General features: G+C 70.8%; 13 protein-coding genes. All 13 read right to left on the bottom strand.

The window, feature by feature from the left end; translation table 11 throughout:
* Window positions 1-867, bottom strand: a complete 867-nt coding sequence (locus tag ACZ7L1_RS16355) for a TatD family hydrolase (RefSeq protein ID WP_471437741.1) — start codon at window positions 865-867, stop codon at window positions 1-3.
* Window positions 867-1,559: an EboA domain-containing protein gene (locus ACZ7L1_RS16350; RefSeq protein ID WP_471437739.1), complete on the bottom strand. Its 693-nt coding sequence runs from the start codon at window positions 1,557-1,559 to the stop codon at window positions 867-869. Before ACZ7L1_RS16350 ends, ACZ7L1_RS16355 begins: the two co-directional genes overlap by 1 nt.
* On the bottom strand, window positions 1,556-2,455 hold the full coding sequence (locus tag ACZ7L1_RS16345) for a sugar phosphate isomerase/epimerase family protein (RefSeq protein ID WP_471437738.1): 900 nt from the start codon (window positions 2,453-2,455) through the stop codon (window positions 1,556-1,558). Before ACZ7L1_RS16345 ends, ACZ7L1_RS16350 begins: the two co-directional genes overlap by 4 nt.
* Window positions 2,452-3,327, bottom strand: a complete 876-nt coding sequence (locus ACZ7L1_RS16340; RefSeq protein WP_471437791.1) for an SCO3242 family prenyltransferase — start codon at window positions 3,325-3,327, stop codon at window positions 2,452-2,454. Before ACZ7L1_RS16340 ends, ACZ7L1_RS16345 begins: the two co-directional genes overlap by 4 nt.
* Window positions 3,328-3,464: 137 nt before the next feature.
* Window positions 3,465-4,631: an inositol-3-phosphate synthase gene (locus ACZ7L1_RS16335; protein WP_471437736.1), complete on the bottom strand. Its 1,167-nt coding sequence runs from the start codon at window positions 4,629-4,631 to the stop codon at window positions 3,465-3,467.
* 73 nt (window positions 4,632-4,704) lie between these two features.
* Window positions 4,705-5,418: a hypothetical protein gene (locus ACZ7L1_RS16330; RefSeq protein WP_471437735.1), complete on the bottom strand. Its 714-nt coding sequence runs from the start codon at window positions 5,416-5,418 to the stop codon at window positions 4,705-4,707.
* A gap of 105 nt (window positions 5,419-5,523) precedes the next feature.
* The gene (locus ACZ7L1_RS16325) at window positions 5,524-6,324 is read right to left on the bottom strand and encodes a ThuA domain-containing protein (RefSeq protein ID WP_471437734.1); all 801 of its coding nucleotides are present in this window, start codon (window positions 6,322-6,324) and stop codon (window positions 5,524-5,526) included.
* Between the two features lie 46 nt (window positions 6,325-6,370).
* Complete coding sequence (locus ACZ7L1_RS16320; RefSeq protein ID WP_471437733.1) at window positions 6,371-7,435, bottom strand: substrate-binding domain-containing protein; 1,065 nt, start codon at window positions 7,433-7,435, stop codon at window positions 6,371-6,373.
* 135 nt (window positions 7,436-7,570) lie between these two features.
* Window positions 7,571-8,632 carry an ABC transporter permease gene (locus ACZ7L1_RS16315; protein ID WP_471437732.1) on the bottom strand — a complete coding sequence of 354 codons (1,062 nt, stop codon included), beginning with the start codon at window positions 8,630-8,632 and terminating at the stop codon, window positions 7,571-7,573.
* The gene (locus ACZ7L1_RS16310) at window positions 8,629-10,140 is read right to left on the bottom strand and encodes a sugar ABC transporter ATP-binding protein (protein WP_471437731.1); all 1,512 of its coding nucleotides are present in this window, start codon (window positions 10,138-10,140) and stop codon (window positions 8,629-8,631) included. Before ACZ7L1_RS16310 ends, ACZ7L1_RS16315 begins: the two co-directional genes overlap by 4 nt.
* A 752-nt stretch (window positions 10,141-10,892) precedes the next feature.
* The gene (locus ACZ7L1_RS16305) at window positions 10,893-12,134 is read right to left on the bottom strand and encodes a Gfo/Idh/MocA family protein (RefSeq protein ID WP_471437730.1); all 1,242 of its coding nucleotides are present in this window, start codon (window positions 12,132-12,134) and stop codon (window positions 10,893-10,895) included.
* A gap of 91 nt (window positions 12,135-12,225) precedes the next feature.
* Complete coding sequence (locus ACZ7L1_RS16300; RefSeq protein WP_471437729.1) at window positions 12,226-13,407, bottom strand: ROK family protein; 1,182 nt, start codon at window positions 13,405-13,407, stop codon at window positions 12,226-12,228.
* A gap of 292 nt (window positions 13,408-13,699) precedes the next feature.
* Window positions 13,700-14,246, bottom strand: a 547-nt coding sequence (locus ACZ7L1_RS16295) for an OmpL47-type beta-barrel domain-containing protein (protein ID WP_471437728.1), incomplete at its 5' end; no start/stop codon positions are given.

The raw sequence follows: 14,246 nt of genomic DNA, 5'->3' as shown, positions 1-14,246 counted from the left end.
CTACACCTCCGCCCGGGCGCCGCGCAGCACGGAGTTGCCCTCGTAGGTGGCGTCGGCACCGGGGGCGCCGGAGTCGTCCAGTTCCAGTTTGCCGCTCTGGCCGTAGAAGGCGACGGGGTTGCGCCACAGGACCTTGTCCACGTCGTCCGGGGTGAAGCCGGCGGCGAGCATGGCGTCCCCGGTCCTCCGGGTCTTCAGGGGGTCGCTCCTCCCCCAGTCGGCGGCCGAGTTGACGAGGATCCGCTCGGTGCCGAACTCGCGCAGCACGGCGACCATACGACGCTCGTCCATCTTGGTGTCGGGGTAGATGGAGAATCCCATCCAGCAGCCCGAGTCGATGACCTGACGTACCGTCACTTCGTTGAGGTGGTCGACGAGGACCCGCTCGGAGGCGATGCCCGATTCCTTCACCACGGCGAGGGTGCGGTCGACGCCTTCGGCCTTGTCGCGGTGCGGCGTGTGGACCAGCGCCGGCAGATCGTGGGTTACGGCAAGCTGCAGCTGGGCGGCGAACGCCTCGTCCTCCTCGGGCGTCATCGAGTCGTAGCCGATCTCGCCGACGGCGACCACACCGTCCTTGAGCAGATAGCGCGGGAGGTGCTGGAGCACCTCCGTACAGCGCGGGTCGTTGGCCTCCTTGGGGTTGAGGGCGACGGTGCAGTGGTGGCGGATGCCGAACTGGGCGGCGCGGAACGGCTCCCAGCCGATGAGGGAGTCGAAGTAGTCCAGGAAACTGCCGACCGAGGTGCGCGGCTGGCCGAGCCAGAACGCGGGCTCCACCAGGGCGCGTACGCCGGCCGCGTGCATCGCCTCGTAGTCGTCGGTGGTGCGCGAGGTCATGTGGATGTGCGGGTCGAAGATGCGCATCACGCCTCCCGGGGGCTTCGGCGGTCGGTGGTCGCGGTCGGGATGTGTGCCAGGTCCCCGTCACCGGGCACCGGTACGTCCGGGAAGAGCGCGAGGATCGGCCCGATGTCCGCGGGCACCTCGCGTCCCGCGGCAGTCCGCTCATGGGCGTACGCGGCCATCATGCGGGCCATTTCCGCGTCCGCCCGGTCGGGCAGGCCCGGCAGGGCGGTCAGCGGGATGCCGGTGAAGACGCACTTGAGGACGCCCTGGCGGTAGGTTTCCGCGTCCAGGTGGTCGGTCGCGTAGTCGCCGAGGGCCGCCGCGATCAGCCGTGTGTCGTTGGTGCGCAGGGCGTCGCGCACCAGGGGCAGCGCACCGTCGCCGACGGGCAGCAGCGGCAGGGCGCGCAGCACGGCGCGCCGTTCGGCCGCGTCACCGGTCCGGTAGAGCGCCTCGATCTGCTCCAGCAACGGTGTGCCGGTCAAGGGCAGCGCGGCCAGCAGGAGGCAGCGGGCCGCGTCGTCCACCGTCCAGCCGTACGGGTCGCCGGGGTCCAGCCGAACCCGTCCGCATCGGCGTCCGGCCAGCGGGAACAGGCCGCCGACGACCGCGGGGTCGGCGGCCACCGAGGCACACGCACCGGCGAGCCACTTCCAGCCCTTCTGGGTCATCCGGTCGGTCAGGGCGGTTCTGAGGTGGTCGGGTGTCATGCCATCTCCTCCTCGCGACGGACCGCGGGATCGCACGACCGCAGGAAGTCCAGGGAGCGGCGGGCCACTCCCGGGGCGTCGTGGCTGTGCCGGGGCAGCTCGACGGCGACCAGCCCGCGGTAGCCGACCTCGTCGAGGGCACTGAGCACGGGCGGGAAGTCGATCTCGCCACTGCCGAACTCCAGGTGCTCGTGGGTGCCCCGGCGCATGTCGTCGATCTGCACGTTCACCAGCCGGCTCCCGGCCCGGCGCACGCACTCGGGCACCGGGTACGGCTCCAGGCAGCGGCAGTGCCCGATGTCCAGGGTCAGGCCGAACGGCGCCGGGTCGCCGAGCGCCGCGGCCAGCCTCGTGTACTCGTCGAGGGTCTCCACGAGCATCCCCGGTTCCGGTTCGAAGCCCAGCCGGACGCCCGCCTTCTGCGCCGCCTCGACGACGTCCGCGCATCCGGCGACCAGCCGGTCCCACGCCGTCCGCGGGTCGAGCCGCGCGGGCCGGACGCCCGCCCAGAACGAGACGGCCTGCGCGCCGAGCTCGGCGCCGACGGCCACCGCCCGGCGCAGGAAGTCCACCCTGCGTTCGCGTCCTTCGGTCGCGAGCAGGGTGGGCTCGTGCTTGTGCCAGGGGTCGAGCAGGTAGCGGGCCCCGGTCTCGATCACCACGCCGAGCCCGAGACGGTCCAGCCGCCGGGCGAGGGCCGTCGTCCGCGCGGCAAGGCCGGGCGCGAAGGGATCGAGGTGGTGGTGGTCGAGGGTGAGGGCCACTCCGTCGTAGCCGAGTTCGGCGATGACGGTGAGCGCGTCCTCCAGTCGGTGGTTGGCGAAGCCGTTGGTGCCGAACCCGTAGCGCAGGACGGGCTCGGCGGACGTGTTGTCGCCGTGGCGGGATGCGGTCATGTCGGGGACACCCTCCTCGAGAGGGCTCGGGCGAGCGGAAGGGCCGCGGCGAGGGGCAGGGCGGAGCGCACCGCGCCCGTGCCCGCGGTGAGCGCGGCCTGCAGCGGGATCAGGCCGAGGATCCCCGCGCCGACGGCCCTGCGGATCTTTGCCGGCGAAGGATCGGCGACGGCGTGCGCCTGGGCGCGGCCGGCCGTCGCGCTGTAGACGGCGAGCCCGCCCGCGACGGCCAGGCGGTGCCGGTGGCCCGTGCCCTGCCGGGCCGGGCGGGCGCGGAACGCCGTCGCGGCGGCGACGGCGCCGGTGGCGGCGAGGGTCACCCCGGGCAGGCGCGGTTCCGCGCCCGTGACCTCGGCGCGGCTGAGCGCGGTGACGGCGAGGGTGTGCCCGGCGATGGTCGCGGCCGCCGGGAGGGCGGGCCGCAGCCGGCCCGCGCGGGCACCGAGCAGGACGTCGAGTCCCCGGGCGGCCGCCATCACCGCGGGGCCCACCGGGCGGGACTTGGCCCACAGGTCGTAGGCCCAGACGGTCGCCGCGAGCGGCACGGCGACCGTCAGCGCGCGACGGCCTTCGGCGAGGGCGGCCAGGCCGAGGGCGACCGCGGTCAGGGTCGCGGCGGTGCCCAGGGCGACGGGTGCGGCCACGCGGCCGGAGGGAATCGGCCGCTCGGGGCGTTCGACCGCGTCGAGATCGCGGTCGGCCCAGTCGTTGAGCGCCATCCCGGCCCAGTACAGGCAGACCGAGGAGGCGGCCAGGCCGGCCACGGCGCTGTCGGGGCGACGGCCCGCGGCGGCCGCTCCGGCCAGGACGTCCCCCGGCACGGTGAACGCGGCCGGGGCTCGTACCAGTTCGACCAGGTCCCGCAGGCGCAGGCCCGGCGACCGCGGTGCGGCCGGAGCGGACGCGGAGGAGACGGATCCGGGGCGCGGTGCCCCATCCGGGCCGGAGCGCGGCGCCGCGTCTGCGCCGGCTCGCCGGCCGGGGCCGGGCCGAAGCGCGGACCGGCGGATCACCGCCGGTCCCCGAGCCCAGCGGCGAAGGTCCGCAGCGTCTCGTACTGGGTCATCACGGCGTGTTCATTGGTGCCGACGGGGTCCTTGAAGAAGAAGGCCAGCTCGCCGAGGGGACCGGAGATCCCCCGCTCGTGAGCCCGGGCCGCCAGCCGGGCGAGATCGAGCACCAGGGGCGCGGCCAGTGCCGAGTCGCAACCGGCCCAGGTGAACTGCAGGTTCATCCGCACGCCCAGGAACCCCTCGAACGTCACGTGGTCCCAGGCCGTCTTCCAGTCCCCGAGGGAGGGCACGTAGTCGATGTGGACCTCGCCCTCGACCGGGTGTCCCAGCGTTTCCGCGAGCACCCGCTGCTTGGAGGTCGTCTTGCTGGCCATCGCGGCCGGATCGGCGAGCGTCTCGCCGTCGCCTCCGCCGAGCAGGTTGGTGCCGGACCAGGCGCGTACCCGCAGGCCCCGGGCGGCGAACATCGGCCCGAGGGTCGCTTTGAGCAGGGTCTCCCCGGTCTTGCCGTCGTTTCCGGCGTACGGCAGGCCGGCTTCCTGGGCCAGTTCCCGCAGTGCCGGGATTCGCATGCCGGTGGAGGGCGTGAAGTCGACATGGGCGCACCCGGCCGTGATCGCGGCCAGGGCGTACTGGGAGCTGGGCGGAAGCACGTTCTCGCCGGCGGCGAGCGCGGCACGCAGGGCCCCGGCCGAGGTGTGCGCCGGGTGCGGCGGGAGGACCGGTTCGGTCGAGGACACGTTGACGACGACTACCCGTGTGAGGCCGTGCCGCTCGCGGAAGGCGTCGATGTCGGCCCGTATCGCCTCGACGGCGTCCAGCTGGCTCAAGGCCGCGTCCGGGAGAGGGGCCGGGCGTACCTCGGCGTCCGCGGCGGCCATGTCGTCGTGGACGAGAGCGGGCAGCCCGTGGGGCAGCACGCCGGCCGCGACCAACTGTTCGGCCCGCTTCGGCAGAGGCGTGCAGGTCACGTCGTGCCCCCCGAAAACCAGGTCGGACACGGCGGGCAGGCCGGCGTCGGGGAACCCCGGCTGCTCGGTGACGCACCCGGTCGGCCCGGCCAGGCCCGCCCGTAGAGCGGCCGTGCCGGCGATGACCGTGGTGGCCACCGATCCACGCGCCCCCGCCAGCCATATGCCCGTGCGGATGCGTTGTTCTGACATGTCGTCACCTCCGTCGGCCGGGCGCGGTCGCGCCCGGCCGCCTCGTTCCTCGCTGTCGATGTTGCCGTTCCCGTCACCTGCTTCCGCTGCCCTCCGGCTGGTCGTCCGGGGCCAGGGCCTGACCATCGGGGGTCACCTGCAGGAAGACGTGCTGGTGCCCCAGCCCGGCGTCGATGTCGATCGCGTCGAGTTCGGTGGCCCCGATCGACCAGACGTCGACGCCCTGGTCCCGCTGCGAGGCCGCCGCGGCGGTGAGCCGCTTCGCCAGGGAGTCAGGCGCCCCGAGGGCCAGCCGGTAGGAGTCCACGGCGCTGTCGAGCGCGCGAACGGCTGCGGTGAAGTCGGAACGGGCCACGTTGTAGCCGGTGTCGCCGGACGGGGGGTGGGCGAGGGCCGCGACGGCTGTGGACGTCACCGCCTTCCACCGGCCGGCCTCCGCGGCCCCCGCGGGCCGGGAAGCGCGGCCCTCGTGCGGCATGGCCGCCTCCATCTGCCGGAGCACCGGAGCCAGCCGCGCGGCGATGCCCCTCGCCTGTGCGGTGAGCGCCTTGACCTGCTGGGTGTTGCGGGCGGCGTCCTGTGCACGGATACGGTCGGCGAGCTGCCTGGTCGGGTCGGTGGATGCCGTACGCCCCTCCGTCACCAGGACTGCCACCAGGCCTGCCAGGAGGACGAGTCCGAGGACGGCGCCGGCGCCGGCGAGGAGCCCGCGGCGGAAGGAACCGCGAGCGGTGGCGTTCGGGTGCACCGGTGCCGTGAGACGGCGCGCGGTCGTTGACGACGGCAAGGTGGGTCCTTTCGCTGTGCTCTGCCGACGGGCGGGCGGGCGGGAACCGCGTGTGCCCGGCGCGCCCGCTCGGACGGCAGGCGCGCCGGGGTCCGTCACCGCCGGTCAGTCGGTGCTGTCCGGGTCGCAGTTGAACTTCGCCGTACCGGCCGTCATCTCGATACCGCCGAGGATGTGCGACAGGAACTGCGGCTCGGTGTAGCTCTCCGAGGTGTGGCCCATGCCTGTGTAGAAGGAGCGGCCGCCGTCGTAGGGGTGGCACCAGGAGATGGGGTGGTCCGCGCCCATCGAGCCGCCGGAGTAGCCGACCGGGTTGTACGTGCTCTCGTCCAGGGTGGCCAGGACGCGCACGTCGGCGCGGGGGTTGGAGCGGTAGTTGTACCACTCGTCGGTGCGGGTCCAGCGGTTCGGCAGGTGCCTGGTGGCCGCGGTGCCCTGGCCCGCGACGTCCACCGTCGCCTGCTGGATCGCCGGGTGGTCCCTGAAGTACGCGCCGACCAGGCCGCCGTACCAGGACCAGGTGTAACCGGAGTCGGCGGCGGCGTGGATGCCGACGAAGCCGCCGCCGTGCTCGATGTAGCGCTGGAAGGCGTCTTTCTCGGACTGCTGGTCCAACGGGTCGCCCGTGGTGGAGAGGAAGACGACCGACTGGTACTTGGCCAGGTTGGCGTCGTTGAACTGGGTCGCGTCCTCGGTCGCCTCGACCGCGAAGCCGTTGTCCTGGCCGAGCTTTTCGATCGCCGCGATCCCGTCGGGGATGGAGGCGTGCCGGTAGCCGGTGGTCTTGGAGAACACCAGTACCCTGAACGCCGGTTCCGCGGCGTGTGCGGTGGTGGCGCTCGTGGCGGCGAGCGGCAGGGCCAGAGCGGCTGCCGAGAGCAGCGCGGCGATACCTCTTCGGGACATTATCAACCTTTCATGACCTGGTTTCGGGAGGACGGTGGGTGCCCGGTCAGCTGAAGGCGCCGGGAAGGTACTGGTCGACGTTCTCCTTGGTCACGGTGGCGGAGAACAGGGTCAGCGAGGACGGCAGGTCCTGCCCGACGAGGTCGCTCATGCCCTTGTGCTGGGCGATGAGCCGGGCGAGTTTGATGGCCGAGGCGGACATGTTCGACGGGTAGACGACCGTGGCCTTGAGTACGGAGTTGTCGGTCTTGATCTCCTGCATGGCATGCTTGGAGCCGGCACCGCCAACCATGAAGAACTCGCTTCGGCCCGCCTGCTTGATGGCCGCCTCGACGCCGATGCCCTGGTCGTCGTCGTGGTTCCACACCGCGTCGAGGTGCGAGCGTGCCTGCAGTACGTTGCTCATCACCTGCTGACCCGAGTCCGCGGTGAAGTTGGCAGCCTGCCGGATTCCCACGTGGAAGCCGTACTTGGCCAAGCCCTGCCTGAACCCGGCGCTGCGTTGCTTGGTGAGGTCGAGGTTGTCGATCCCGGCGATCTCGCCGATCACGGGCGAGGAGACACCCTTGGCCTTGAGGGTCTTGCCGATGTAGAGGCCGGCGTTGAGACCCATGCCGAAGTTGTCGCCGCCGACCCAAGTCCGATAGGCCAGGGGCGAGTCGAAGACACGGTCGAGGTTGATCACGGGGATGCCTGCGTCCATCGCCTGTTGGGCCACGGAGGTCAGCGCCTTGCCGTCGAAGGGCAGAATCACCAGCACGTCGACCTTCTTGCCGATCAGCGTCTGGACCTGGCTGATCTGCGCGTTGACGTCGTTGGTGCCCTCGACGGCATCGACGTGCACGTCCGAGTACTGCTTCGCCTGCGCCATGGCGTTCTTGGTGATGGCCGCCATCCAGCCGTGGTCGGCGGCGGGGGCCGAGAACCCGATCGTCACGTGCCTGCCCGGCTTGTCGTTGTCGGTACCGGCCTTGGACACCGCATTGACGTCGTCCGTGGAGGCGTTGCTCTGGTTGCTGGTGCAGCCGGCGATCAGGGCTCCGCCGCTGAGTACCGCCCCGCCGAGGAGGAGCCTTCTGCGGTCCAATCCGCCGAGTCCGCGCTTGTACATCTCGCTAGTCCTTCCAGTCACGGGGGTCCTGCATGGGGTCCTGCCTGCCGTGGTCGATGCGGACGTGCCGCGCGGCTTGGCCTGGGGGCGGCGCGGGCGGCGACAGCGGGGTCAAGGTCGCCGCCCGCGCCGCTGCTAGGGGGTGGCGGTTCTCCGGCCGCGTCGCTGGATCAGCACGGCCGCGACGATGATCAGACCCTTGGCGATCTGCTGGATGTCGGTCGTGAGGTTGTTCAGCACGAAGATGTTGGTGATCGTGGTGAAGACGAGGACGCCCAGGATCGAGCCGACGAGCGAGCCGCGGCCGCCGGTCAGCAGGGTTCCGCCGATGATCACTGCGGCGATCGAGTCCAGTTCGTACAGGTCGCCGAGGTTGCTGGCCCCGGAGGTGGTCCGCGCGGTCAGCATGATCGCGGCGATGCCGCAGCACAGGCCTGACAGGACGTACAGCACCACAGTGTGACGGCGCACGTCGAGGCCCGCCAGGCGCGCGGCCTCCTGGTTGCCGCCGATGGCGAACGTGCGACGGCCGAAGGTGGTGCGGTTGAGCAGAACCCAGCCCGCGAGCACGGCGACCACCAGGATGTAGACCAGCAGCGGAATGCCGAGGAACCGGGTGGAGGCGATCGAGTTGAACGACTCGACCGTCACCACCTGGGACTGCCGGTCGGAGATCCGCTCGGCCAGTCCGCGGGCACTCGCCATCATGGCGATCGTGGTGATGAACGCCACGATGTTGCCGTAGGCGATGATCAGGCCGTTGACGAGGCCGACGACCGCGCCCACGGCGAGCGCGCAGAAGACCATGCCGCCGAGTCCGAAGGACTGGGTGGCCACGGTGGTGCACCACACGGATGCGAGCGCCACGATCGCGCCGACGGACAGGTCGATGCCACCGCCGATGATGATGAAGGTCTGCCCGATCGTGATGACCCCGATGACCGCCGCACTGGTGAGTATGACCAGGGCGTTCTGGCTGGTCGCGAAGTTGCTAGAGGTCAGCGCACCGATGACGCAGAGCAGGACGAGGACGACGAACAGGCCGAGGTTGCGCACCCTGCCCACGTGCCCGAGCAAGGAGGATCTGCCGCCCTTCCCCTGGGATATGCCGGTCTGCCGGACGGATCCGGCCGGTGATTCCTGGCCGGTGACGGGCAGCGGACCGCTCCCGCCGGGGGGACTGGTCTGCTGGCTCACGCGGAGCTCCCTTCCATGACAAGGTCGAGCACTTTCGATTCGTCGAGGTCCAGGGCACCGGCCTCACGGACCACCCGCCCTTCGCGCATGACGAGGACGCGGTCGGCGAGACCGAGGACCTCGGGCACCTCGCTGGAGACGAGGAGCACACCGACTCCCGAATCCGCGAGCCGCCGGATGAGCGTGTACAGCTCCGCCCGCGCTCCGACGTCCACGCCGCGGGTGGGCTCGTCCAGCAGCAGCAGTCGGCAGTCGGTGAGCAACCAACGGGCGACGACGGCCTTCTGCTGGTTGCCGCCGGAGAGCGTGCGCACCGGCCGGGTCGCGTCGGGGGGCCGCAGGTCGAGCCTGCGGACCGCTTCCGTCGTGGCGGCCAGCTCGGTGCGGGCGTCGAGGAAGCCGGCGCGGGCGAACCGTCGCAGCGAGGACATGGACACGTTGTGGGCTATGGAGGACTGCATGAACAGCGCTTGGCTCTTGCGTTCCTCCGGGGCGAGCCCGAGGCCCGCCCGGACGGCGGCGGTGACGCTGCCGGGCCGTAGGGCGGATCCTGCCACGCTGATGCGCCCGGAGGCTGGACGCCGGGCTCCGTAGACCGTTTCCAGGATCTCCGAGCGGCCGGAGCCGACCAGGCCTGCCAGCCCGACGATCTCGCCGGCCCGGACGGTGAAGGAGATGTCGTGGAACTCCCCCGGGCGGCTGATGTGTTCGACCTCCAGGAGCAGCGGCCGCTCCTCGGGGTCGGGGCTTTGGGGCCTCGGCGGGAAGACGTACTCGACGGTGCGGCCGGTCATCAGCGAGACCAGCTCGGAGGTGGGGGTGGTGCGCGCGGGCAGCCCCCGGGCGACCGTGCGGCCGTCCTTGAGGACGGTGACGCGGTCCCCGATCCGGCGGATCTCCTCCATGCGATGGGAGATGTAGACGACCGCCACGCCGGCGGCGGTGAGGTCTCCGATGACGCGGAAGAGATTGTCCACCTCGTCATGGGCGAGGACGGCCGAAGGCTCGTCCATGATGATGAGCCGTGCGTCGTGCGAGAGGGCGCGGGCCATGGACACGAGCTGTTTGCCGGCCGCCGACAGCTCGCCCACCTCACGCGTGACGGGGATCTCGGGGTGCCCCAGCCTGCGCAGGAGTTGCCGGGCGGCGTCGTGCATCCGCGAGCGCTGGGCGAACCCCAGCCAGGACTGCTCGTGTCCCAGGTAGATGTTCTCCGCCACGGACAGGCCGTCAGCCAGGTCGAGTTCCTGGTAGATGGTGGCTATCCCGTGGCGCATGGCTGCCGTGGGGTTCGGGAGGGTCACCGGTTCGCCCTCCCAGGCGATGTGTCCCTCGTCGGGCTGGTGGGCGCCGGCGAGGACCTTGATGAGTGTCGATTTGCCGGCGCCGTTCTGGCCCAGCAGGCAGTGCACTTCTCCGGCGACTACGTCGAGGTCGACACCGTCGAGGGCCCGGACGCCGGGGAACTCCTTGACGACGCCTTGCATCTCGAGCAGCGGGGCACTCATGGGTCTCCCTCTGATGCGGTGTCCGCCGGCCCTCACAGGGCCTGTGGCGGCTCGTCAACTTGGTCGCGGTCATTGATCGGTTGAGCCCTCGTCGATGGCCTCGGTGAGAAGGCCCGTGAGGGGCTCGTATGTCGTGGACGGCAGCGATCCGGGATCCGGTTCAGGGCCCGTCGTGGATCCTTGACGGTTTCCTTTTGGATGGACTTCGGTGGTCCAAGTCGGGAGGTTTGAATTTGGCTACGGGCGTGCGTCCCGGTTTTCCGGAACAGGCCGCCCCCTGCCGCCTGGCGAGCTGACAGGAAGGTAGTTCTCACAGCGTGGTTTGAAAAGGGTCCGCGAACCGTTCGGGCCCGTCGTGGCCAGATGCGGCAACTGGTGTAACACTTTTGGGCAGTCGGCATCGACCACGGTTGGTATGCCGAGGACTTCTAACCTGTTCGCGGGCAGGCGGGGAGCCGGGCACCTCTCTCCGCCTGCCCGTTGCCCTTGAGAGCTCGGGGTATGAGAAGGTCACGCGATGGGTGCGCAGCCCTCGCATCGAGGCAGGACGGTATTACCGGAAGACACGGCCGAATGTGCCCCGGCTTTTGCCGGCACCTGTCCTACCGGCACCTGTCGTACAGCGATTGACCCCGAGGCGTCACATCGCGTCTTGTCGACCGGCGTGATGAAAGTTGTTCCAGTGAGCGATTCCCGTCAGGAGTTTCCCTGAAATAGTCCTTTTCATCGACGGTGCGGGAACATCGGTCGGTTCAGGGAGCGACCGCGACGGGGTCGCCGGTGCCGGACGGCAGCGGTGGGCTCGCCTGCGCAACCGGCGTCCAGACGCTGCCGTTCGCGGCGCTGTGCTCCACCGCTGCGAGCACCCGCTGCACTTGCAGTCCGTCGGCGAAGGACGGCTCGGGATCCCGGCCATCGATGATGGCGTGCATCAGGTCATGCACCTGGTGCACGAAGGTGTGGTCGTAGCCGAGTCCGTGCCCCGGCGGCCACCACCCCTCGAGATAGGGGTGGTCGGGTTCGGTGACCAGGATCCGCCGGAAGCCTGCCGTCGCAGCCGGCTCGGTGTGGTCGTGGAAGTCCAGTTCGTTGAGACGCTCCAGATCGAAGGCGATGCTGCCGCGGTCGCCGTTGATCTCGATGCGCAGGGCGTTCTTCCGGCCGGCGGCGACCCGCGTGGCCTCGAAAGACGCGACGGCGCCTCCGGGAAACCGGCCGGTGAACAGCGCGGTGTCGTCCACCGTCACGGGTCCGCGTGGCGTGGCCCCGTCGATGACGGCCGCGAGCCCTGAGGATGCCGTAGGAAGAGGCCGTTCGCGGACGAACGTCTCGGTCAGGGCGGAGACTCCCGACAGCGACTCACCGACGAGGAACTGGGCGATGTCGATGATGTGGGCGCCGATGTCGCCCAGCGCGCCGGAGCCGGCGTGCTCGCGCTGCAGCCGCCATACCAGCGGGAACTCCGGATCCACGATCCAGTCCTGGAGATACTGTGCGCGTACGTGCCGCAGGGCGCCGAGGCGGCCCTCGGCGATCAGCCGACGGGCGAGGGCGAGCGCGGGTGTGCGTCGATAGCTGAACCCCACCATGGAGCGCACACCGCGACGCGAGGCCGCGGCCGCGGCGGCGGCCATCGCCTCCGCCTCCTCGACGGTGTTGGCGAGCGGTTTCTCGCACAGCACGTGCTTACCGGCCTCCAGCGCCGCGATCGCGATCTCGGCGTGAGTGGAGCCGGGAGTGCAGATGTCCACCAGCTGAACGTCGGGGCGGGCGATCAGGGCCCGCCAGTCGGTCTCGGTCGCAGCCCAGGCTTGACGCCGGGCAGCCCGTTCCAAGGCCGCTTGCTCACGTCCCGCGAGGGCGGCCATGACCGGGCGCATGGGCAGATCGAAGGCGCAGGCGACGCTACGCCAGGCATGCGAGTGCGCGCGGCCCATGAAGGCGTATCCGATCATGCCCACCCCGATCGTGGGCGAGCTGTGCTGACTGTCCATGGGCGCTCCTGAGGAATGCTTGTGGGCGCGGGCACCGGACGCGGGAACGCGTCCGGTCGCGGGGAATGGATTCCGGCCGCGCGGGGGCGCGTCAGGCCGGTGAGAAGATGTGGTCGCTGATCAGCCGGGTGGCGCCGACGACGCCGGCGACCTGGCCGAGCTCGCCGAGAACGATCGGCAGGTTGCCGGTCGCCAACGGCAGGGACTGCCGGTAGACCTGGGTGCGGATGCTGGCCAGGAGGGTGTGCCCCAGCCCGGTGAGCCCTCCCCCGATGACCACCAGGCCGGGGTTGAAGAAGCTGACCAAGCCCGCGATGACCTGACCGATGCGGCTTCCGCCCGTGCGGATCAGCTCGAGGGCCGCGGCGTCCCCGGCGCCGGCGGCTGCCGACACGTCCTCAGGGGTCAGCCGTCCTGCCGTCTCGAGCCGCCCGGCCAACTCCACCGACCGGCCCGCCTGGGCGAGCGCGGTCGCGTCGCGCGTCAGGGCGTTGCCGCTGAAGTACGCCTCCAAGCAACCGATGTTGCCGCAGGCGCACGGCGGCCCTTCCGGGTCGACCTGGATGTGCCCGATGTCGCCGGCGCTGCCGGTGACACCCCGGTGGACCTCGCCGCGAACCACGATGCCGCAGCCGATGCCGGTCCCGACCTTGACCCACAGGAAGTCACGTACGGATCGGGCGACACCGGCCTGCTGCTCGCCCAGGGCCATCAGGTTCACGTCGTTGTCGACAAGGACGGGGCAGCCGAGCTCCTGGCTCAGCGCCTCACGGACGGGGAAACCGTCCCAGCCGGGCATGATCGGCGGTGCGACCGGAACTCCCTCGGGGAACCGGACGGGTCCCGGCACGCCGATCCCGGCGCCGTCGAAGTGCTCCGCCAGCCCGGCCTCGCGCAGCTTGGCGGCCAGGGCGAGAACCCGCTCGAAGACGGCCACCGGACCATCACGCACGTCCAGCGGTTCGGCCAGATGACCGAGGACCTCCAGCTCCGCGTTGGTGACCGCGACATCCACAGAGGTGGCGCCGATGTCCACGCCGAGGAACCGCAGGGAGGGGGCGATCCGGACGTTGTGCGAGCGGCGACCGCCGCGGGAAGCGGCGAGACCGTCCTGGACGACGAGGCCCGTCTCCAGCAGCCGGTCGATCTCCACCGCGAACTTGGAGCGCGACAGCTCGACCCGATCACCCAGGGCTACCCGGGACTGCGGACCGAGGTCGCGCAGCAGGCGGAGCAGCCGTGCCTGATGGACATTGGCCGGTCGAGCCGTCATACGCCTCACGCCGTCCCTCCCGTCGTCGCCGAAGTTCGTGCACACGCCCGGCACTTCGGGGCGCGACTTTCAAAAAACCGTAGCATCGTCCTGCCCAACACGAAAGAACTTGTGCAGCATTCGGATGCACTTTCATCTTGCAGTGGACAAAGCTGGTTCGAAGTCCCTCCTGCGTGACCCAACGAGGGCCGAACGGTCCGCGTCAGGCACCGCCGGCCGTTACGGCGGGCAGGCCTGATGAGGGTATGAGACCGGCCGGCGCCACCCCATCAGGCCTGTTGCGGCAGTTATCTCACCGCTCCGCGCGCATGGTGTGCGGGTCGCCGACGTCGGAACGGCCGGCAGCCTTCTTGATGTCGCCCGCCTCCCGCTGGTCGACGACGCCCTCGTGCCGGAGGTCCGCGACGAGCTTCTCGACGTACGAGACGAACGCGCCATGGCTGGCCCAGGCCCGATGGTCCTCGATCAGCTCGTTGATCGTGCAGCCATTCGTCGTGACGCGGTTCGGGATGCCCGTGTTGACCGTGCCGACGAACACGGTCGAACGGCCGTCCGTCTCGGGGCAGTCGGTGGGCGGCTTGCTGTCGACGATGGTCAGGGTCAGCGACTTGGCCGTGGAGGTGTTGCCGGCCTTGTCGGTGGCCCGGTACAGGAAGGTGTGGCTCCCCGCTCTGTTCACCGCCACCGGCGCGGAGTACGGCAGGTAGGGGCCGCCGTCCAGGGAGTACTCCGTCGCGGCCACGCCCGACTCCGCATCCGAAGCCGACACCGTCACCGTCGCGCTGCCGACGTAGTTGCCGGAGGAGTCCTTCGTACCCGAGACGGAGGCCGACACCTCC

The organism is Streptomyces sp. NPDC107546 (assembly GCF_055639175.1).
The sequence above is the reverse complement of the archived record's forward strand: the minus strand, read 5'-3'. Positions and strand labels throughout refer to the sequence as shown.